Source organism: Brevundimonas sp. (assembly GCF_036405315.1).
Lineage (GTDB): Bacteria > Pseudomonadota > Alphaproteobacteria > Caulobacterales > Caulobacteraceae > Brevundimonas.
Genome location: NZ_DASWXW010000058.1, coordinates 39848 through 59825 on the forward strand (window position 1 = coordinate 39848; position 19978 = coordinate 59825).

The 19978-nt window shown below is 68.1% G+C and carries 19 protein-coding genes; 9 read left to right on the plus strand and 10 right to left on the minus strand.

Going from position 1 to position 19978, the window contains the following annotated elements:
- Nucleotides 1-47: 47 nt before the first annotated feature.
- From VGE49_RS03835 to VGE49_RS03845, 3 genes are read right to left on the minus strand one after another with little or no spacing between them, the layout of a single operon-like run.
- Entirely contained in the window at nucleotides 48-611 is a 564-nt protein-coding gene (locus VGE49_RS03835; protein WP_331033258.1) for an RNA polymerase sigma factor, read from the minus strand.
- A gap of 5 nt (nucleotides 612-616) precedes the next feature.
- Entirely contained in the window at nucleotides 617-1057 is a 441-nt protein-coding gene (locus tag VGE49_RS03840) for a periplasmic heavy metal sensor (RefSeq protein ID WP_331033259.1), read from the minus strand.
- On the minus strand, nucleotides 1057-1326 hold the full coding sequence (locus VGE49_RS03845) for a hypothetical protein (RefSeq protein WP_331033260.1): 270 nt from the start codon (nucleotides 1324-1326) through the stop codon (nucleotides 1057-1059). The genes VGE49_RS03840 and VGE49_RS03845 overlap by 1 nt, the downstream gene beginning before the upstream one ends.
- Nucleotides 1327-1724: 398 nt before the next feature.
- Between VGE49_RS03845 and VGE49_RS03850 the strand changes: the two genes are divergently transcribed.
- Both VGE49_RS03850 and petA read left to right on the plus strand, forming a co-directional pair.
- Nucleotides 1725-2201, plus strand: coding sequence for a nuclear transport factor 2 family protein (locus tag VGE49_RS03850; protein WP_331033261.1), 477 nt, complete (start codon nucleotides 1725-1727; stop codon nucleotides 2199-2201).
- A 173-nt stretch (nucleotides 2202-2374) separates the two neighbouring features.
- On the plus strand, nucleotides 2375-2920 hold the full coding sequence (petA, locus tag VGE49_RS03855; RefSeq protein ID WP_331033262.1) for a ubiquinol-cytochrome c reductase iron-sulfur subunit: 546 nt from the start codon (nucleotides 2375-2377) through the stop codon (nucleotides 2918-2920).
- Nucleotides 2921-3013: 93 nt separating this feature from the next.
- Here petA and copD read toward each other — a convergent pair whose 3' ends face one another.
- The 3 genes from copD to VGE49_RS03870 form a co-directional block, all read right to left on the minus strand.
- Nucleotides 3014-3940: a copper homeostasis membrane protein CopD gene (copD, locus tag VGE49_RS03860; protein WP_331033263.1), complete on the minus strand. Its 927-nt coding sequence runs from the start codon at nucleotides 3938-3940 to the stop codon at nucleotides 3014-3016.
- Nucleotides 3941-3943: 3 nt separating this feature from the next.
- The gene (gene copC, locus VGE49_RS03865) at nucleotides 3944-4306 is read right to left on the minus strand and encodes a copper homeostasis periplasmic binding protein CopC (protein WP_414643596.1); all 363 of its coding nucleotides are present in this window, start codon (nucleotides 4304-4306) and stop codon (nucleotides 3944-3946) included.
- Between the two features lie 105 nt (nucleotides 4307-4411).
- On the minus strand, nucleotides 4412-6757 hold the full coding sequence (locus tag VGE49_RS03870; RefSeq protein ID WP_331033265.1) for a heavy metal translocating P-type ATPase: 2346 nt from the start codon (nucleotides 6755-6757) through the stop codon (nucleotides 4412-4414).
- Nucleotides 6758-6932: 175 nt separating this feature from the next.
- Between VGE49_RS03870 and cueR the strand changes: the two genes are divergently transcribed.
- Nucleotides 6933-7328 (plus strand): Cu(I)-responsive transcriptional regulator, encoded by a 396-nt coding sequence (cueR, locus tag VGE49_RS03875; RefSeq protein WP_331033266.1) that lies wholly within the window; start codon nucleotides 6933-6935, stop codon nucleotides 7326-7328.
- A gap of 37 nt (nucleotides 7329-7365) precedes the next feature.
- Here cueR and VGE49_RS03880 read toward each other — a convergent pair whose 3' ends face one another.
- Both VGE49_RS03880 and VGE49_RS03885 read right to left on the minus strand, forming a co-directional pair.
- Nucleotides 7366-7992, minus strand: a complete 627-nt coding sequence (locus tag VGE49_RS03880; protein WP_331033267.1) for a class I SAM-dependent methyltransferase — start codon at nucleotides 7990-7992, stop codon at nucleotides 7366-7368.
- A 63-nt stretch (nucleotides 7993-8055) separates the two neighbouring features.
- Nucleotides 8056-8964, minus strand: coding sequence for a cation diffusion facilitator family transporter (locus tag VGE49_RS03885; protein ID WP_331033268.1), 909 nt, complete (start codon nucleotides 8962-8964; stop codon nucleotides 8056-8058).
- Nucleotides 8965-9266: 302 nt separating this feature from the next.
- Between VGE49_RS03885 and VGE49_RS03890 the strand changes: the two genes are divergently transcribed.
- The gene (locus VGE49_RS03890) at nucleotides 9267-10076 is read left to right on the plus strand and encodes a universal stress protein (protein WP_331033269.1); all 810 of its coding nucleotides are present in this window, start codon (nucleotides 9267-9269) and stop codon (nucleotides 10074-10076) included.
- 97 nt (nucleotides 10077-10173) lie between these two features.
- On the opposite strand, the gene VGE49_RS03895 is transcribed toward VGE49_RS03890, so the two are convergent.
- Nucleotides 10174-10692, minus strand: coding sequence for a GrpB family protein (locus VGE49_RS03895; RefSeq protein ID WP_331033270.1), 519 nt, complete (start codon nucleotides 10690-10692; stop codon nucleotides 10174-10176).
- A 232-nt stretch (nucleotides 10693-10924) separates the two neighbouring features.
- Entirely contained in the window at nucleotides 10925-11191 is a 267-nt protein-coding gene (locus VGE49_RS03900) for a hypothetical protein (RefSeq protein WP_331033271.1), read from the minus strand.
- A 123-nt stretch (nucleotides 11192-11314) separates the two neighbouring features.
- On the opposite strand from VGE49_RS03900, the gene VGE49_RS03905 reads away from it, so the two are divergent.
- The 5 genes from VGE49_RS03905 to VGE49_RS03925 all read left to right on the plus strand — a co-directional run bounded on the left by VGE49_RS03905 (nucleotide 11315) and on the right by VGE49_RS03925 (nucleotide 19971).
- Complete coding sequence (locus VGE49_RS03905; protein ID WP_331033272.1) at nucleotides 11315-12568, plus strand: TolC family protein; 1254 nt, start codon at nucleotides 11315-11317, stop codon at nucleotides 12566-12568.
- The gene (locus tag VGE49_RS03910; protein ID WP_331033273.1) at nucleotides 12568-13737 is read left to right on the plus strand and encodes an efflux RND transporter periplasmic adaptor subunit; all 1170 of its coding nucleotides are present in this window, start codon (nucleotides 12568-12570) and stop codon (nucleotides 13735-13737) included. The genes VGE49_RS03905 and VGE49_RS03910 overlap by 1 nt, the downstream gene beginning before the upstream one ends.
- 10 nt (nucleotides 13738-13747) lie before the next feature.
- A complete protein-coding gene (locus tag VGE49_RS03915) occupies nucleotides 13748-16969 on the plus strand; it encodes an efflux RND transporter permease subunit (protein WP_331033274.1) in 3222 nt (1073 codons plus the stop codon).
- A 181-nt stretch (nucleotides 16970-17150) separates the two neighbouring features.
- On the plus strand, nucleotides 17151-17474 hold the full coding sequence (locus VGE49_RS03920) for a hypothetical protein (protein ID WP_331033275.1): 324 nt from the start codon (nucleotides 17151-17153) through the stop codon (nucleotides 17472-17474).
- The gene (locus VGE49_RS03925) at nucleotides 17467-19971 is read left to right on the plus strand and encodes a heavy metal translocating P-type ATPase (protein ID WP_331033276.1); all 2505 of its coding nucleotides are present in this window, start codon (nucleotides 17467-17469) and stop codon (nucleotides 19969-19971) included. The genes VGE49_RS03920 and VGE49_RS03925 overlap by 8 nt, the downstream gene beginning before the upstream one ends.
- The last annotated feature ends 7 nt before the right edge of the window (nucleotides 19972-19978 follow it).

Consider the following 19978-nt stretch of genomic DNA (forward strand, 5'->3'; position numbering starts at 1 on the left):
AGGTGTCTGGTGCAGCAAGTCCGGAACGCGAACGCGGTTCCAGCGGATCAGTCGGCCAGGCCGGCCCGGAACTGCTGGGACAGCTTCTGGCGCGCCCGGGCGACCCGCATCTCAACGGCCTTGACGGACAGGCCAAGGATTTCGGCGGCCTCTGGATGGCTGCGTTCCTCGATCGCGGTCAGCAGCAGGGGTTCCTTCAACTTGGGCGGCAGGGCGGCGATGGCCGCATGCAGGCGCTGCGCCTGCTCGACGGCTTCGTACCGGTCTTCCGCGCCGACTTCGTCATCCGCCACAGCCAGGGCCTCGGCGGACTGAAGGTCGGCTCCGCCCATGAACAGCCTGCGGATGTTGCGACGGCGGCTCCAGTCCCGGCATTTGTTGATGGCGATCGTCCTCAGCCAGGCTTCAAAGGACCGTTCCGGATCATAGCGGCGGATGGCCAGCCAGGCGGCGGCATAGGCCTCCTGAACGAGATCATAGGTTTCGTCGGCGTCGCCGACATAGCGACGGACAAACCTGTAGAGACCCGCCTTGGTCTCTCCCACGAGCGTTTCAAAGGCCACGACGTCGCCGTGGGCCGCTCTCGTCTGCAGGGGGTGGCGTTCCTGCACGGACGCTATTGAGCGTCGGCGGTGAGCGCCTCGACAACGCTCCGGTCGAAGCGTCGCGCCTGGGCGTCGTTCATCACCGTCCGCATCTCGAAGATGTGGGCGATGGTCGCCTGTTGCAGGTCGCCCATGGCGTCGTGAAAATGGTCGACGGCGGGCTGAACCACCCGGCTGTCGCCATTGCTGACCCTGATCGCCTCGGCCAGCTCGCGATTGGCGGCCTGGACGCGGCCTTCCAGCAGGACGCGCTGTCCAGCGAACCGGGTTTCTATGGCTTCGATCTTTTTGTGCTGCTCAGGCGACAGATCAAGATCATTATGAACGATCTCGTGCAGGGACGGCGGCGTCTGCTTGTTCAGCACCCAGGTGGCGCCGGCCCATGCGCCGACCCCGCTCGCTGCGGCGGCCAGCGCGACCGTCACGACGATGGATTTCCAGGCGATCGCCATCAGCCCGCTTCCAGGCGAACCAGGGGCGACGTCGCCGCCATCGAGAAGATCGCCATCTCCGATGCGGTCGTCTGAGCGAATTTCGCCCCGAGACCGCCGTTGGCGAGTCCGACCACGAGGGCGACAGCGACCGCGGCCACGCGGATCCGCTCGGTCGCCCGCTGGGCCTGGATCGCGCTTACGCGTCTCCAGACGTCTTCCTCGAGCCGATCGAGCGATACGCCGTCGCCGGGCGCCGCGCGCCTCAGCCAATTTTCTAGATCATCCATGATCGGTGCCTTTCGACGTTCTTATTGAGGATACGCATGACCCGGCGCTCATCCCTCAAGACGGGGGCCGTCGTCTCACTGTGGCGTATTTTGAGGGGCCCAAGCCAGACCGTGCGTAGGGGAATTAGAGCGGGTCTTCGCCGGGAGGGGCGAAAGCATGGTCAGCACGTGCCTGGATACGACCGTCGCCCGTGGGTTCAGATCGGACGGTTCCCTGGAAGCTCGCCCGGCTCCTCGCGCTCTTACTCGCCCGGACCGCCTTCGTATGGGCCTGGAGCGGCCCGGTCGACGCATCATTTGTCGGATCTTCGCCCGACGCAGCCCCACGCCCCGACCCGGCCCGAACCGAGCCGTTTCGTTCACAGTGACCAAGGAGACTTCCTTTGACCTATCGTTCCATGATCATCGCCGTCGCCGCTCTCGCCGCTCCGGCCCTGGTCGCCGCGCCCGCGCTGGCGCAAACGACCACGCAAACGACCGCAGAATCCGAAGTGGTCGCCGTGCTGGACGGCTACCGCGGCGCGCTCGAGGCGCTTAGCGCCTCCCGCTCCGAAACCTTCTTCTGGCCCGACGCCCAGGTCTTCGAACAGGGCAGCGCGGAGGGCTCCATCTCCCAGTACCTGTCCCATCACCTCGCCCCGGAGCTCGAGGAATTCTCCAGCTTCGCCTTCCAGGATCATGTGACCAAGGCGACCGTCGTCGGCGACGTCGCCTATGCGACGGAGACCTATCGGTTTCGGATCGCCTTCAAGACGGCCGGCCGCGCTCCGGTCGAACGCCGCGGCGTCGCCACGAGCGTCCTGAGACAGCGCGATGGCGAATGGCGCATCGTCAGCTACCACTCCTCGACCCGGGCGCCGCGACCCGCCTCCTGATACCCGCCCGGATCGCGCCCCACGCCCTGGCGCGCCCTGTTCCCGGCCCCTTCTTCAGCGCAGGGCCGGGAACAGCCAAGGCCAGTCTGACGTTGATCCATGAGGATCGATTCAGCCGCCGATCGAGACGGCGGCCACGGGCCTGCGAAGGATCCATTTCGAGAGGAACTCGAATGCCTTCTCCTGAAACCACCGAGATCCCGCCCTCCGTCGAAGATACCGATCGTCGGGACTTCATCCATGTCGCGGCTGGAGCCATGGCCGTCGGCGCCGTCGGCATGGCGCTCTGGCCCCTGATCAACTCCATGAACCCGGCGGCCGACACCCTGGCGTTATCCTCGGTCGAGGTCGACTACGGCAAGGTCCAGCTCGGCCAGCAGATCGTGGTCAAATGGCGCGGAAAGCCGGTCTTCATCCGCCACCGCACCCCCAAGGAAATCGCCGAGGCCGTCGCCGACGACGATGCGCCTCTGCGCGACCCTGCGACCGACGCCAGCCGTCACAAGCCCGGCAAGGCCGAATGGCTCATCCTGATCGGCGTCTGCACCCACCTGGGATGTATTCCGACGTTCGGGACGGGCGACTACGGCGGCTGGTTCTGCCCGTGCCACGGCTCCCACTACGACACCGCCGGCCGCATCCGGAAGGGACCCGCGCCCAAGAACCTCTTCCTGCTGGACTACACCTTCCTGAACGAGACACGGGTCAAGTTGGGCTAGGGAACGCCCTCCCCCGCGCTGACGACGCAAGGGGAGGACTTCATCGCTCCGAGGCGCCCGAAGGCGACGCTGGCCGTGTCGAGCGCGATGACGTTACATCATCATGGCGGCGGGCGGCGCAAGCGTTCCCATGATGGCCACAAGGCCCAGAAGGACGACCGCCAGGAGCGTCTCCAGCACCAGGCTGCGCTGCAGGGCGCGGATCGCCGACGGCTTCTGGCTCTCATCCTCCAGGGCGCGATGAAGACAGGGCGTGAGGACGAATCGATTGGAGGCGGCCAGGGCCAGCATGCCGAGGAAGACCGCCAGTTTGGCGCTCAACAGAAGGCCGTAGGGCGTCGTCAGCAACGCGCCCAGCCGGTCCGGACCAACCAGGAACCAGGTGTTCACCAGACCTGTCGCGACCAGAAGCCCGACCGCAAGCGTGCCCATGCCTGCGAAGCCGTGCAAGGCGTCATGCGTCAGCCGGTCCCGTTCCGGATCTCCGTGAGGAATAGTCAGAAACAGGCCCAGCGCCGCGAGCGCGCCCAGCCACATGGCCGCAGCCGCGGCGTGGATGACATCCGCCACGAGGTGAACACCACCCAGGGCGCCCTCGGTAGCGGCGCCATGGCCCGTCCAGGCCAGACTGGCGCAAACCACCAGACCCAGCACCGTCAGGCCGATCCAGCTCGCCCGGCCTGGACGCAGCACAAGAAGCAGGACGCCGGCCAGGGCGGAGACCACCGCTCTCGCCAGGAAGGCGCGGCCGATCTCCATGTCGAAGGCCATGTAGGACAGGGACGCCGCCTTCAGCGCTTCCGTCATTGATCCCGCCATGACGGCTGTCTGCAGAACCAGAGCCGCGAGCGAGGCGATCGCGGTCACGAACGCCGCAGCGAGCAAGGTCTTTCGCGGCCATCTTTCGACGGCCGCGGCGGACAAGGGCATCCTCAGGGCGAAGAACAGGGGCACGCCCAGCAGGAGCATGGCGCCCAGATACTGCGCCAGCCTCAGGAGGACGACCGAGATCTCGAGCACGGCCTAGCGCACGATGAAGGTCGTGGAGCCTGTCATGCGGTGGCCGTCGGGCGAAGCCACACGCCAGTTGACCGTATAGGCGCCGGCCGCCAGGGCGGAGCGCGGAGACCCGCTCAGGGTCTTGCCGTCCTTGGAGACCTGGGCCTGGACCGGAATGACGGTTCCCTGGGCGTTGGCGACGTCAAAGCCGGAAAAGGCCGGCGCCACGCGCTCGCTGAAGGTGAGGCTGATGGTCCGCGGGGCCGCGACGGTGGCGCCGGCCGCCGGGGTGGCGCTGACGAGGCGGGCGTGGGCGTCGGCCTGACCCGCGAACAGGGAAAGCGCGGCGGCCGCGCCGGCCAGGGTTGCGATCTTGAAACGGTTCACGTGTGTCTCCTTGGGGAAGCGCCCCTCTCTCATGAATACGCAAGCGCGCAGCTTTCCCCTCAAGACCGGAAACATCCACACGGGGACCTCCTCGCGAAACGTCGCCTACAGCCTGACCGCCCTGAGACGCAGCGCATTGGCGATGACGCTGACCGAGGACAGCGCCATGGCCAGAGCCGCCAGCGCCGGCGACAGCATCAGGCCGAAGACCGGATAGAGGACCCCGGCCGCCACCGGGATCCCCAGGGTGTTGTAACCGAAGGCGAACAGCAGATTCTGGCGGATGTTGCCCATGACGGCCCTGGACAGATGTCGCGCCCGGACGATGCCCTGGAGGTCGCCGCCCAGCAGAGTGACCCCGGCGCTTTCGATGGCCACGTCAGAACCGGCGCCCATGGCGACGCCGACGTCCGCTGCGGCCAGGGCCGGGGCGTCGTTGACGCCGTCGCCGGCCATCGCCACGACGCGGCCCTCGGACCGAAGCTGCTCCACGACAGAGGCCTTGTCCTGGGGCAGAACCTCGGCGCGGACGTCGTCGATGCCCAGACGGCGGGCGACCGCCTGCGCGGTCGTGCGGTTGTCGCCTGTCATCATCACCAGCCGAAGGCCTGCGGCCTTGAGGTCACGGATGGCGTCCGCAGTCGTGGCCTTCACCGGGTCGGCGATGCCAAGGACGCCGGCGACGCGCCCGTCGACAGCGACGAAGATGGCCGTGGCGCCGTCCTCTCTCAGGGCTTCAGCCTCGGCCTCAAGGGTTGCGACGTCGATGCCAGCCGCCTTGAGATAGTGCGCATTGCCCAGGAACAGTCGACGGCCGTCGACCAGGCCGGTGACGCCGCGCCCCACCGGACTATCGAACTCACTGGCTTCCGAGAGCGTCAGGTTACGATCCGCCGCTGCACGCAAGATAGCGTCAGCGAGGGGATGCTCGCTGCCCCGCTCCAGACTGGCCGACAGGCGAAGAAGCTCACCCTCGTCGAATCCGTCCGCCGGAAGGATCGCCGTGACCGACGGCCGCCCTTCGGTCAGGGTGCCGGTCTTGTCGAGCACCAGGGTGTCCACCTTCTCGAACCGCTCCAGCGCCTCGGCGTTCTTGATCAGGACGCCGGCGCGCGCCCCGCGCCCCACCCCCACCATGATCGAGATCGGCGTGGCCAGACCGAGCGCGCAGGGACAGGCGATGATGAGGACCGACACCGCCGCGACCAGGGCGTAGGACAGGCGCGGGTCTGGCCCGACCAGACCCCAGACAACAGCGGCGACGACGGCGATGCCGACCACGGCCGGCACGAACCAGCCAGAGACCAGATCGGCCAGGCGCTGGATGGGCGCGCGGCTGCGCTGGGCCTGGGCCACCATCTGGACGATCTGGGCCAGAAGGGTGTCGGCGCCGACCTTGTCCGCACGCATGAGGAAGGAGCCGGTCTTGTTCAATGAGCCCGCGATGACCCTGGCCCCGGCCTCCTTGGTGACCGGCATGGATTCCCCGGTCACGAGGGACTCGTCGATAGCCACGCGCCCTTCGAGGATCTCGCCGTCAACCGGGACCTTTTCACCGGGCCGGACGCGCAGCCGGTCGCCGACGGCCACGAGATCAAGCGTCACATCCTCGTCGGCGCCGTCCTCGCGCACGCGCCGGGCCGTCTTGGGCGTCAGGTCGAGCAGGGCCCGGATCGCGCCCGAGGTCTGCTCGCGCGCTCGCAGTTCCAGAACCTGGCCGACCAGGACCAGCACCGTGATCACCGCCGCCGCTTCGAAATAGACGGGCGCGCTGCCGTCCATGCGCAGCATGGCCGAGGGAAACAGCCCCGGCGCCAGCACGGCGACGACGCTGTAGATCCAGGCCGCCCCGACGCCGAGGGCGATCAGGGTGAACATGTTGAGGCTTCGATTGAGGACAGACTTCCATCCCCGTTCGAAGAAAGGCCAGCCGGCCCACAGGACCACCGGCGTCGCCAGAGCGATCTGGATCCAGTTCGACGTCTGGCCGGGGATCCGATCGGCCAGTCCCGTGAGATGCCCGCCCATCTCGAGGGCTACGACCGGCAAAGTCAGAATGGCGCCGATCCAGAGACGACGGGTAAAGTCGATCAGCTCGTGATTGGGCGCAGCCTCGGCAGTGACCGTCTCGGGCTCCAGCGCCATGCCGCAGATCGGACAGTTACCTGGCCCCTCCTGACGCACCTGCGGATGCATCGGACAGGTGTAGATCGTCCCTGGCGACGCCGGAGCCGCCTTCAACGCCTTGCCCAGGTATTGGGCCGGGTCCGCGATGAACTTCGTGCGACAGCCCGCCGAGCAAAAGACGTAGTCGTGTCCCTCGTGCTCTGCGCGATGCTGGGCGGCGGCGGCATCCACGGCCATGCCGCAGACCGGATCGATCGCCTTTCCATCTTCATGCGAAATACCGTCGTGAGCATGGCTCTGGTGAGGGTCGTGGGCCGTCGGCATGGCGTCACTCCTGTCAGCTTCCGTCCAGCCGCGTCTCTTGAAGGCTATGGTTCGGGACGCGTCGGAAGCGTATGCTGGACTGCCCATCAAGACCGATGATGCAGACGGAAACAAGCCCAAGCTGCTGAACTGATCAGGCGCTGAAGGTCAGGCGCCGCATCACGGGAGTCCCAGCGTGAATATCGGCCAAGCCTCCCGCGCCACGGGCGTGTCCGCCAAGATGATCCGCTACTACGAATCCACGGGGCTGATCCGGCCGGCGGAACGCACCGGCGGCAACTATCGCGCCTTCGGCGATCGCGACATCAACGAGCTCCGGTTCATCCGCCGCGCCCGCACGCTCGGCTTCTCGATTGAGGAGATCGTCATACTGCTCTCCCTGTGGCGCGACCGGACGCGGCCCAGCCGGGAGGTCAGGGCCGTCGCCGAGCAACGCATCGCCGACCTTCATGCCCGCATCGCCGAAATGCAGGCCATGGCCGACACCCTGGAGACCCTGGCGCGTTGTTGCACAGGCGACGACAGGCCTGATTGCCCCATCCTCGCGGACCTGGCTGCGGCGCGTCAATGAAGCGGACGGTGGACGCAGCCCGCCCCTCCTCCGAGCCTCAGGCTGATCGCTTCAACACCGACCAGAGGAAGGGCTGCACCCTGCCGCTCGGCGTGACATGGTCATCCTGCCAGCTATCGAGCAGTTCGAAATGGTCCGAAAACTCCGCAGCGAGAGCGCGCGCATCGTAGCGTCGAACAGGCAGGCCGCTGCATCGCTCGGGACCGGTCAGGGCGAACGTCGCGAAAATCGCCAGCGAGCCCTCGCGCGTGCCCAGGCGCAAGGCTGTCTTGTACCCTGCCCTCTGCTCGGGCTCGGTCATGAAGTGAAACACCGCCCGATCATGCCAGATCTGGAAGGAACGGGACGGCGTCCACGCCGAAATATCGACCGCGAGCCAGTTCACGCCGTGCGCCCGTTCGCCCAACCTCTGCTGCGAGACAGCCAGTGCTTCGGACGCGATATCGACAACCGTAAGGTCGGACCATCCGCGATCCAAAAGTTGGTCCACCAGCCGAGAGGCGCCGCCTCCGACATCGACGAAAGATCGGGCGCCAGACACACCCGCACGCGCCAACGCCTCAAGAGATGCGCTGGGCTCGGCTTCATACCAACTCACGGCGTCGGCGCCGGTCTCGCGATAGACCTTGCGCCAATGGCCTTCGCCCGCATCGCTCCCGGTCATTTGCAAACCCCGTGACTATGAATCCTGGGCTCAGAGATCGTGGCGGACGAGCCGATTTCAACGTCATCGATGAGGAACAGGCCCGTGGCCGGCCCCATCCCGGTCGCCGCCCGCACCGGTTTCGATCTGGACGGTGGCGTGTTCGATGCCGTGGACGTCATTCATCTGCCCCAGCACCGCGCGGCGCACCGGTTCTGGCGCCTCGCCCGGCGCGAGCACCAGATGGACCGAGCCGTTCACATCGTCGCTGCTCACGCCCCAAAGGTGCAGGTCGTGGACCTCCGCCACGCCAGGGACCGCGGCGATCGTCGCTCGCACCGCCTCCAGCGACAGGCCCTTGGGCACGCCTTCAAGCAGGATATGGGTGGTGTTCTTCAACAGCATCCAGGTCCGCGGCAAGACCCAGAGGCCTATGCCGATCGCGACGACCGGATCGATCCATGTCCAGCCCGTCAGCATGATGAGAAGGGCGCCCCCGATCACCCCCACCGAACCCAGCATGTCGGCCCAGACCTCGAGATAGGCCCCCTTCACGTTCAGGCTGGCGCTCGCTCCCGAGGCCAGCAGTCGCATCGACACCAGGTTCACGACCAGGCCCAGAGAGGCCACGACCAACATCCCGACAGAACCGACGGGTTCGGGCGCAACCAGGCGCAGCACCCCTTCATAGAGGACGTAGCCCGCCACCAGAAACAACAGGACGGCGTTGAAGGCGGCGGCGAGAATTTCGAACCGGCGATAGCCGAATGTCCGCACGGCGTCGGCCGGCCGCTCTCCGATCTTGATCGCCGCCAGCGCGATCGCCAAGGCGGCGACATCGGTAAACATATGGGCCGCGTCCGACAGCAGGGCCAGGCTCTTGAACACCACCGCCCCGACGACCTCAGCGATCAGGAAGGCAGACGTCAGGGCGAGCGCCCACGTCAGGCGTCTGCTGCTGGCCCCCGCGCCATGAGCATGTCCTTCAGCCATGATGGTCTGCTCCTCGTCGGCGCCGATCGGCCCCCGTGTTGATCATTGGCGAACCTGCATCGCCTCGCAACATTCATGATCGGCCAGGGTTCTGTTCTCATAGGCCCGCCGAACATCATGTCCGGTCGGCTCCGGAACGGGTCCGTGGAGCGCTAGCGCGGGATGATCGGGATGCATCAAGGATCCTGCCAGCTGAGGCGTGATCTGGATCAAGGCGACAACGCCTCCCCCAGGGCAGGCTTGCGGATCAGGTTCGACAGCCTGCGACTGCCGGCGCAGGCTGTCCCTACAGGAGAACAGCCATGACCTATCGTGACATCATCGTGGATGCGACGCCGAGGTCCGATCTCGTCCAGACGCTGGAACATGCGCGCGATCTGGCGGCGAGGTTCGACGCCCGGCTGACGGCGGTGTGTTTCGCCTGGCCCCGGACATCGGCGCTCAGGACGGCGGTGACGAGTTCGCCCCTGTCAGTCCTGGAGGACACGCGAAGAATGGACGCCGCCCTCGCCAGCGCCCACGACGCCTTTCTTCGGGTGTTCGGCGCCGGCTCGAAAGCCGCCGCATGGCTTTCCGGCATGGCGGAGCCCGCCCCCCTGTTGGGCCATCACCTGCTCACCGCGGACCTGCTCGTCACCTCGTCGCCGCCGCCGACCGACTGTCTTCTGGCCGCTCCCGGCGAGCTTGCCATCCACGGCGGCGGTCCCGTCCTGCGTCTTGGACAGGCAGACGCTAGCGGCGGCTTCAGCAATGCCGTCATCGGCTGGAAAGACGCGCCTCAGGCCAGACGCGCCCTGCATGACGCCCTGCCTCTGCTCAAGCGCGCACAAACCGTGACCGTGGTCGGGGTCGGCGACGAGGTCGATCCGGATCGACTTGGAAACGTCGCCGCTCATCTCAAACGGCACGCTGTGACAGCCGCCGTCCGTCATGTCCCGGCGACATCGGGCGCCACGGGCGCGCAAGACCTTCTCGCCGAAGCCCGCCGTCTCCATGCCGACCTCATCGTCACGGGGGCTTTCGGTCGCGGGACGCTGGCGCAACGCCTCTGGGGCGGCATGACCAGCGGCCTGCAGAACGACCCCGACCTGTCCTGGCTCATGTCGCACTAGAACAGCCCCTCGCATGGGGCTTCGCTCATCGCCAACCCCGCCCTTGTTCGCCGTCTTCAAGGAAGGAATGACCGTCCGAAGCCGGGGCGAAACGGCCCTATGGGCGGCCTGTCGACTTCCGCCATGCAGCGGCTTCGGCATCCAGCGCCGCGACGAAAGCCGCCTTGGCCTCCTGATAGGTTGCGCTCCCGCCGGACAGGATCCGGGCCTTCAATTCCGAATAGGCCGCCGCCCGATCCGGAAAAGCCAGGAGGTAGTCACGAAAGGCCAGGTGGCGAGCGATCTGGGGCGAACCGATCTCGTACACATGGAGATGATGGGTGCGCGCGCCATCCGCGGCGCTCTTGCGAAAATACCTCCGGCCCTCGATCCCGAAGGCTCCCATGCTCTCGTACCCGATCGCTTCGAGGCGGCGGGAAGACCGATCGAACGCCCCCAGGCTGGACGTCTCCCCCAGCATGTCGATGATAGGCTTCGCCAGGATCCCCGGTACGGCCGTGCTTCCGATGTGGTGGAGCCCGATATCGGCCGGAGCGACAGCGGCCGCCAGCACCCGCGCCTCGTCCCTGAAGTTCTGCATCCAGCTCGGATCATGGGGAAGGACCAGGGTCGCCATTCTGTCCGCGTCGCACCTCCGTAAGGAGCAGGAGCCTACCTGATCGGCATGCTCAGGTTCTGGCGTTTTCCTCACAGGCCCAGCCCCGCCTCCCTTGAGGCTGACCGGGGGCGACGGAGATCGACAACGGGCCGTGAAAACACATCAATTCCCGCGAACCTGCCGCAATCCGGACTCTATAACACGTTGTCATGCCGATCCGCCGGGCCTAACTAGCGGAACAATGACCTGGTCAATGGCGAGTCTGGCACGACTTTTCGCGGCGCTGACGCTGGTCATCGCCGCCTTTGTCGTGGTCCCTGTCTCGGACGCCGCCGCCTGCGCGCCGGAACCCGTCGCCGCGCATCAGGCTTTCGATCATGACCCTGCCGCCGGCGACCATAACGGTCCCGGAGGAGAGCATGGCCTTTGCGCCCACGGCCATTGCCATCACACCGCCTCCGAACGCCACGCCACATCTGAATTCGGTCTCGCCGAAGCCTTCGTCCAGACGCGCCACGGCCGTCCCCAGGACGACGGCGTAGCCTCGTTCGCCGCCAATGGACTGATGCGGCCTCCCAGAAGCTGAGCAGAGGTTTGCGCCATCGCGCGCCCTTCTGTTCATCACTTCTGGAAATGAAACATGTACTCGACAATTCGTCGTCGGCCGCGCCTTGCGGTCGGCTGCGCCCTCGCCGTTCTGGCGACTATGGCGGCCGGCCCGGCATGGGCCGACCCTGCCCCCTCCTACGCGGAACTGCTCGCCCGACTGGACCAGACACCCGCTTCGGCTGAAGCCAATGCGCTTGTCGACGCCGCTGAAGCACGTGTCCGGCAAGCCCGCGTCCGTCCCAACCCCAACCTGTCCCTGACCGCCGAGAACGTCGGCGGAACTGGACCCTATAGCGGCTTTGGCGGCGGCGACCTCAGCCTGTCCGTCAGCCAGGATCTCGAACTCTGGGGTCGTCGTCCGGCGCGCGTGAACGTGGCCCGCGCCGAGGCGGGAACCGCGGGCCTGCGTCGCGATCTCGCCCTCGTGGATACGGCGGGCCGACTGGCCCTGACCTATGCCGAAGCCGAAGCGGCGCAGCGCCGGGCGCAACTGGCCGAAGAAGGCCTGGCCCTCGCCCTGGCCGACGCTCGCGCCGCCCTGGCTCTCGTCGAGGAAGGCCGGGAACCCCTGCTGCGCGGCATCCAGGCTGAAAGCGAGGCCGCCTCGGCCCGCGCAGGCCTGGACGAGGCCAAGGCCGAACAGGCCGCCGCTTTTGCGCGCCTCTCCGCCGTGGCCATGCTGTCGACGTCCCCGACCTCCATCGGAACAAGCCTGCTGGACGCCGGCGCCGGCCCAGGAGTCGTCCAGAGCGACAACGTACCGACAGTGCGCGTGGCGGAAGCGGAAAGAACGGCGGCCGAACGCCGTATTGATGTCGAGCGCATCCGCGCGCGTCCCGATGTCACGGCCAGCGTCGGCGTGACCCGGTTCGGCATCGAGGATGAGACCGCCCTCACCGTCGGCCTCAGCCTGCCCCTGCCCCTCTTCGACCGGAACCGCGGAAACATCGACGCCGCGCGCGCCGAATTCCGCGCCGCCGAAGCCCGCGTGGCCCAGGCCCGGCAGGACGCCGGCGCCGACCGGGCGGCGGCGGTCGCCCGACTGGCGGCGTCCGGAAGCCGGGTTTCCGCAGCCGACGCCGGGGTGACCTCCACCGAGGAGGCCTATCGCCTGTCGCGTATCGGAGCCGAAGCCGGCCGCATCTCGCAACTGGAGCTGCGCGTCTCGCGCGCCGCCCTGATCAACGCCCGCACCGCCGCCGTTGACGCCCGCCTCGCGCGCGTTCGCGCCGAAATCGATCTGGCGCGCCTCGACGGCCGCGCCCCGTTCCAAGGAAACCCGTGATGCGCCCAGTCACATCGAACAAGACCCTCCTGATCGGAGGGGTCGCCGCCCTCGTCCTCCTGGGCGGCGGCGGTCTCTATCTGGCGCTCCAGAAGCCGGACGCGACGCCCGTTGCGGCGCAAGGCGAAACCGAGCCTGCCGAAGAAGGCGAAGCCCCTGAAGGCGTGGTCGAACTGACCGCTGAACAGCAAAAGGCGGCCGGCATCGCCGTCGTCGCCGTTTCGCGCGGCGGCGGCGGCGAGACGCGGCTTTCCGGCCGGGTCGAAGCCATGGTCGACGCCCGCGCGGCCGTCGGCGCCGTGGTCGGCGGCACGGTCGAGCGGGTGCTGGTCGCGCCGGGCCAGTCGGTTCGCGCCGGACAGGCCCTGGTCAGCCTCGTCAGCGGTGAAGGCGCCGCTCTCAGGGCCGACATCGACGCCGCGGCGGCCGCGGCGACCGCGGCCAGCCAGGCCCACCAACGCAATCGAAACCTCGCGGATCAGGGCGTCGTCGCCCGCCAGGAAGTCGAGGCCTCGCAGGCTCAAGCCGCCAGCGCCGAGGCCATGGCGCGCGCAGCCCGCGCGCGGGCCGCTGCGGCGGGCTCGCCGAGCGCCTCGGGGCGAATGAGCATCGTCAGCCCCATCTCCGGCGTGGTCACGAACGTGCAGGTTGGACCGGGCGGCTTCGTACCCCAGGGCGGGGTGGTCGCTGAAGTGACCAATCCGGCGCGGATGGAGATGGTCTTCAACGCGCCGCCGCATCTGGCGGCCCTGGTTCGCGCGGGCTCTCATATCCGGGTCTCCGGACCGCAGGGCGAGTTCGACGCCCTGGTCACCGGCGTCGCTGCGGACGCAGGTCTTCAGAACAGCGGCGCGGCCGTCATCCGCGCCCGCCCCCAGGGCGCAAGCCTGCCGCCCGCCGGATCGGCGGTCACCGGATCCGTGGTCACCGAAAGTCAGGGCGCCGGTCTCACCGTGCCGTCCGAAGCGGTCCAGACTGTGGAGGGGGCGACTGTGGTCTTCGTCCAGACGGACGGCGGCTTCCGCGCCCAGCCCGTCCTGACCGGACGGCAGGCCGGCGGCGGCACTGAAATCCTGCGCGGCCTGACCGGAACCGAGCGCGTCGCCTCCACCAACGCCTTCCTGCTCAAGGCCGAGTTGGCCAAGGGCGAAGCCGAGCACGGCCACTAGGAGGGCGACCATGTTTAAATCCCTCATCGAGGCGTCCGTACGCTTCCGCTGGTTCATCGTCCTCGCCACCGCTCTGGTGGCCGCCTGGGGGCTGGTCCAGCTGACCAGACTGCCGATCGACGCCGTGCCGGACATCACCAACCGGCAGGTGCAGATCAACACCGTGGCCCCCGCCCTGGCGCCCGAACAGATGGAGCGTCAGGTCACCTATCCCCTGGAGACCGCCATGGCGGGTATTCCAGGGCTCGAGAACACGCGCTCCCTGACCCGGAACGGCTTCAGCCAGGTCACGGTCATCTTCAGCGACGCCACGGACATCTACTTCGCCCGCCAGCAGGTGGCCGAACGGATGGCCCAGGCCCGCGAGAAGCTGCCCGCGGGCGTCGAGCCCGTCCTGGCTCCGATCACCACGGGTCTGGGCGAGGTTCTGATGTGGACCGTCGACTTCAAGCCGTTCGACGCCGGGACCGCGCGGGTCGGCCGACCGGGTTGGCAGCCCGACGGCGCCTATCTGACGCCGGACGGCGAGCGCCTGACCACGCCCCAGGCCCGCGCCACCTATCTGCGCACGGTGCAGGACTGGATCATCGCCCCACGCATGCGCACCGCGCGCGGCCTTGCGGGCGTCGACGTCAACGGCGGCTATGTGAAGGAATACGCCGTTCGCCCCGACCCGGCGCGCCTGGCCGCCTACGGCCTCAGCCTGGCTGACCTGATCCAGGCCCTGGACCGGGCCAACACCCAGGCGGGCGCGGGTTATGTGCAGCGGGCGGGCGAGGCCTTGACCGTCCGCACCGATGCTCTCGCCCAGACGATCGAAGACCTGGCCCAGGCGCCGGTCGTCAATCGCAATGGTCTGGTGGTTCGCGTCGCCGACGTGGCCGCGGTCGAGATCGGCCAGGCGCCGCGCCTCGGCGGGGCCAGCCGCGACGGCCATGAAGCGGTCATCGGCACGGCCCTGATGCTGGCCGGAGAGAACAGCCGCACCGTGGCCCAGGCGGCCGCCGATCGGCTGAAGGAGGTCGGCGCCAGCCTGCCGCCCGACGTTGTCGCCGAGCCGGTGCTGAACCGCAGCGCCCTGGTCAACTCCACCATCAAGACAGTGGCCAAGAACCTGACCGAGGGGGCCCTGCTGGTCATCGTCGTGCTGTTCCTGCTTCTGGGCAACATCCGCGCCGCGACCATCACGGCCCTGATGATCCCGATCAGTTTCCTGTTCGCGGTCATCGGCATGAACCGCTTCGGCATCAGCGGAAATCTGATGAGCCTGGGCGCGCTGGACTTCGGCCTCCTGGTCGACGGCGCGGTGGTGGTGGTCGAAAACACCCTGCTGATGCTGAGCCAGCGGCGGGCGGAAGCCGGCCGGACGCTCACGCGTCACGAGCGTCTGGGCGTCGCCGCCGCCGCGGCTCGTCAGATGGTCAAGCCGGCCGCCTTCGGCCAGCTGATCATCCTTCTGGTCTTCACGCCCCTGCTCATGCTCGAGGGGGTCGAAGGCAAGACCTTCATCCCCATGGGGGCGACGGTGATGCTGGCCCTGGTCGGCGCCTTCATCTTCTCCTTCACCTTCGTGCCGGCCATGACGGCCCTGCTGGTGCGCGAACCCAAGACCGTCCACCTCGACGAGAACGGAGAGGCGCAGGAACATGAGACCTTCCTGCTGCGCCATGCGCGCCGCTGGATCGAGCCAGCCATCCGTGCTGCGGTCGCCCGGCCCAGAACGGTGCTGGCCTCTGTCATCGGCGCCCTGCTGGTCGGCGGTCTAGTCTTCTCGATCCTGGGCCGGGAGTTCATCCCGACCCTGGACGAAGGCGACATCGCCATGCAGGCGCTGCGCGTGCCCTCGGCCTCCCTGGAGCAATCGCTCGCCATGCAGATGGCGCTGGAACGCGCCATCAAGGCTCAACCCGAAGTGAAGACCATGTTCTCGCGGACCGGCACCGCCGAGGCGGCGGTGGACCCCATGCCGCCCAACATTTCCGACGCGGTCATCGTGCTGAAGGACCGCAAGGAATGGCCCGACCCCAAGCTGGCCAAGGAAGATCTGATCGCGCGTATCGAGAAGGTTGCTTCGACGCAGCTAGGCAACAGCTTCGAGTTCAGCCAGCCGATCGAGCTGCGGTTCAACGAACTGATCTCGGGCGTTCGAACCGATCTGGCCGTCATGGTCTACGGCGACGACTTCGCCCAGCTTCAGAAGACGGCGGACCAGGTGGCCGGCGCCCTGCGCAACACCCCCGGCGCCGCTGACGTCCGTGTCGAGCAGGCTTCAGGCCTGCCGACCCTGACGATCAGCGTCGACCGTTTCGCCGCCGCCAACTACGGCCTCTCGGCGGCGGATGTGTCCGAAGCCGTCTCGGCCGCCATCGGCGGCGCCGAGGCGGGGCAGATCTTCGAAGGGGATCGCCGGTTCGACGTGGTGGTGCGCCTCGACGACGCCGAACGCAACGATCCGGCCGCCCTGGCCGCCCTTCCGGTCACCACGGCGACGGGCGTGACGGTGCCCCTCTCCTCGGTCGCCCGGATCCAGGTGGCGGAGGGCCAGAACCAGATCAGCCGCAACGACGGCAGCCGGCGCATGGTGGTCCAGGCCAATGTGCGCGGCCGCGATCTGGGCGGCTTCGTCGCCGACGCCCAGGCGAAGGTCCAGCAACAGGTCAAGTTGCCGACAGGCTATTCCCTGACCTGGGGCGGGCAGTTCGAAAACCTGAAGCGAGCCGAGCAGCGACTGGGCCTGGTGGTCCCCGTGGTCTTTATCCTGATCGGCATCCTGCTGTTCATGGCCCTGGGGTCGTTCGCCGAGGCTGGCCTGGTCTTCGCCTGCGTGCCCCTGGCCCTGGTGGGCGGAGCCCTGGCCCTCTTGCTCAGGGGCATGCCCTTCTCGGTCTCGGCGGCGGTCGGCTTCATCGCCGTATCCGGGGTCGCGACCCTGAACGGCCTGGTGCTGATGCAGGCGATCCGCGAACGGCTGACCGCCGGACAATCGCCGCGCGACGCCGCCCTTCTGGGCGCCTTCAGCCGCCTCCGCGCAGTCCTGACCACGGCCCTGGTCGCCATCGTCGGCTTCAGTCCCATGGCGCTTGCGCATGGGGCCGGCGCCGAGGTGCAGAAGCCTCTGGCCACCGTGGTCATCGGCGGCCTGCTCACCGCAACGGCTCTGACGCTGCTTGTCCTGCCGACCTTCGCCGCCAAGGCCGTCAAGCATCGCAAGGCGGAGGGGATCGAAGACTGATGGACGGGGGCCACGACGCAGAGGCCGTGCCGCGCCACCCTCTGCAAGCGATGTCGCCCCTCGACCTCGCCCCCTTCGTGAGCCTCGGGGTCGGCGGCCTGTTCGCCGACCCCGCCCCCCCAAGGGGCGGATCTGACATCCTCCGGGCCGCCAGGAGCGGCCTCGGTGAAGGAGAAAAACAATGAATGCGACCGACCCGGGTCCAGACGTCGCCGCCGCGTCGGCGGTCGACCTTCAGTCGATCCAGCACTGGCGCAAGCTCTTCACTCTTGCGGGGCTTTTCACGCTTCTGGCGTGGACCCCGCTGGTGAAGGCCCAACCTGTGCTTGAGCACCCGGTCGAGCTCCTCGGCCCTATCGCCATCCTCCTCGCGGCCCTGTCCCTCCTGACGGGTGTCGCAGTCAGACTCGCCGCCGCGGAAGACGATGCCGCTCGCGCCGCCTCGACCCTGCGTCTCCTGCCCGTTTCTCCCAGGTCCTTGAAGCTGGAGTTCCGCCATGTCTGACACCGTCCGGCTGGACATCCCCGTCCTGCTCCCGGAAGCGCCAGACGCGTCCGACGCCTGCATCCAGCGGCTCATCTCCAGGTTGAGCGGCGCGCCGGGCCTGTCCCAGGTCCACGTCACAGGGACGGACGGCGCGGCCCAGCTATGCATCCACTATGACGCCGCCCTGCTTTCGCCCGCTGACGTCCGGCGCAAGGCCGTTCAGGCCGGCGCGGAGATCAGCCGGCGCTTCGGCCACCTTGTCGGTTGGGTGGAAGGCGTTCGTCACGCCCGTCACGCCCGCACCCTCGAGGCCGCCATGGCCGAAGAACCCGGCGTCCTGGAGGCCGCCCTGGACGCATCCGGCGCCGTCCGCCTCGAATTCGACCAGGCCAAGACCAGCCAGGACCTCCTTCGTCAGCGTCTTGCGGCCCACGGACTCAGCTTCTCGCCCGCCCCCCTGCCCGCGAGGCCGGAACCGACCGCGACGGGCGAGAAAGGCCATGATCATGATCACGGCGAGGATCAGACCCATGGAGAGGGCGACGGCCACGCCGGTCACGCCCATGGCGGCCTGTTCGGCCCGAACACCGAACTGATCTTCGCCCTCGCCGCCGGCGGCGCGCTCGGCGTCGGCTTTGCGCTGGAAAAACTGGCGCCCGGCCTTGCCGGCTGGATTCCGCTCGCGCTCTTCCTCTGCGCCTATGGCCTCGGCGGCTTCTTCACCGTCCGGGAAGCCGTCGAGAACCTGAAACGGCGCCGCTTCGAGATCGACACGCTCATGCTTGTGGCGGCGGCGGGCGCCGCCGCGCTCGGCGCCTGGGCCGAAGGCGCCCTGCTCCTCTTCCTGTTCAGCCTGGGCCATGCACTGGAGCATTACGCCATGGGTCGAGCCAAGCGGGCCATCGAGGCCCTGGCCGAGCTGGCTCCGCGCACCGCGCATGTTCGTCGCGGCGACCAGATCCTGGAGACCCCCGTCGAGCGTCTCGAGATTGGCGACGTGGTGGTGGTTCGTCCCAACGAACGACTGCCCGCCGACGGCTTTGTCGTCTCGGGAACGACCAGCATCAACCAGGCCCCGGTGACTGGCGAGAGCATGCCAGTCGACAAGCAGCCTGTATCCGATCCTGCCCAGGCCCGGACCAGGCCCGCCTCTATCGCTTCGACCTCCGCTGTCTTCGCCGGCACGATCAACGGCGCCGGCGCCATCGAGATCGAGACCACCCGCAAGTCCAGCGACACCACCCTGGCCAAGGTGGTGCGAATGGTGAGCGAGGCTGAAACCCAGAAATCTCCGACCCAGCGCTTCACCGACCGCTTCGAGCGCGTCTTCGTGCCTCTGGTCCTGGCCCTGGCCTTCGTCCTGCTCTTCGCCTGGGTGGTCGTCGATGAACCCTTCCGTGACAGCTTCTACCGCGCCATGGCGGTGCTGGTCGCCGCCAGCCCCTGCGCCCTGGCCATCGCCACCCCCAGCGCCGTCCTCTCCGGTGTCGCACGCGCGGCGCGCGCCGGCGTGCTCATCAAGGGCGGCGCGCCTCTGGAAAACCTCGGAGCCATTGAGGCCATCGCCTTCGACAAGACCGGCACCCTGACGGAAGGCCGCCCTCGCATTACAGACATCATCCCGCTCGAAGGCGTGGAAGAACGCGAACTGCTTGCCGTCGCCGTCGCTGTCGAACGCCTCAGCGATCATCCGCTCGCGGAAGCGATTGCGCGTGATGGCGCTCAACGCCTCGGCGACGCCTCGACACGCACGGCGTCAAGTCTGCGCAGCCTCACCGGCAAGGGCGTAGCCGCGGAGTTGGACGGCGAAACCGTCTACATCGGCAAGCCTGAAATGTTCGGCGCGGACGGCGTTGCGGCCCTCGGCCAGTCGGCAACCCAGGCCGTCGATCAGTTGCGCGCCCAAGGCCGCACCCTGATGGTCGTGCGACAAGGCGCACGTGATCTCGGCGTCATCGGCCTGCTCGACACGCCGAGACCAGCCGCCCGCGACGCTCTTGACAGGCTGCGGGCGCTGGGCGTGAGGCGGATGATCATGCTCTCCGGCGATCACCAGAAGGCCGCAGAAGCCATCGCCGGCCAGATGGGGCTGACCGAGGCCTGGGGCGACCTGATGCCGGACGACAAGGTCGAGGCGGTCAAGCGTCTGCGGGCCGACGCCAAGGTCGCCATGGTCGGCGACGGGGTCAATGATGCACCGGCCATGGCCACGGCGACGGTGGGCGTCGCCATGGGCGCCGCCGGATCGGACGTCGCGCTCGAGACGGCCGATGTGGCCCTCATGGGCGATGACCTGTCCAACCTCCCCTTCACTGTCGGCCTCAGCCGCAGGACCCGGGCCGTCATTCGACAGAACCTCTTCGTCAGCCTGGGCGTCGTCGCCTTCCTCGTGCCGGCGACCATCCTCGGACTGGGCATAGGACCAGCCGTCGCCCTGCATGAGGGTTCCACCCTGCTGGTCGTCTTCAACGCGCTGCGCCTGCTCGCCTATCGCGATCGCGGCGGAGCGGCCTGACGGCCGA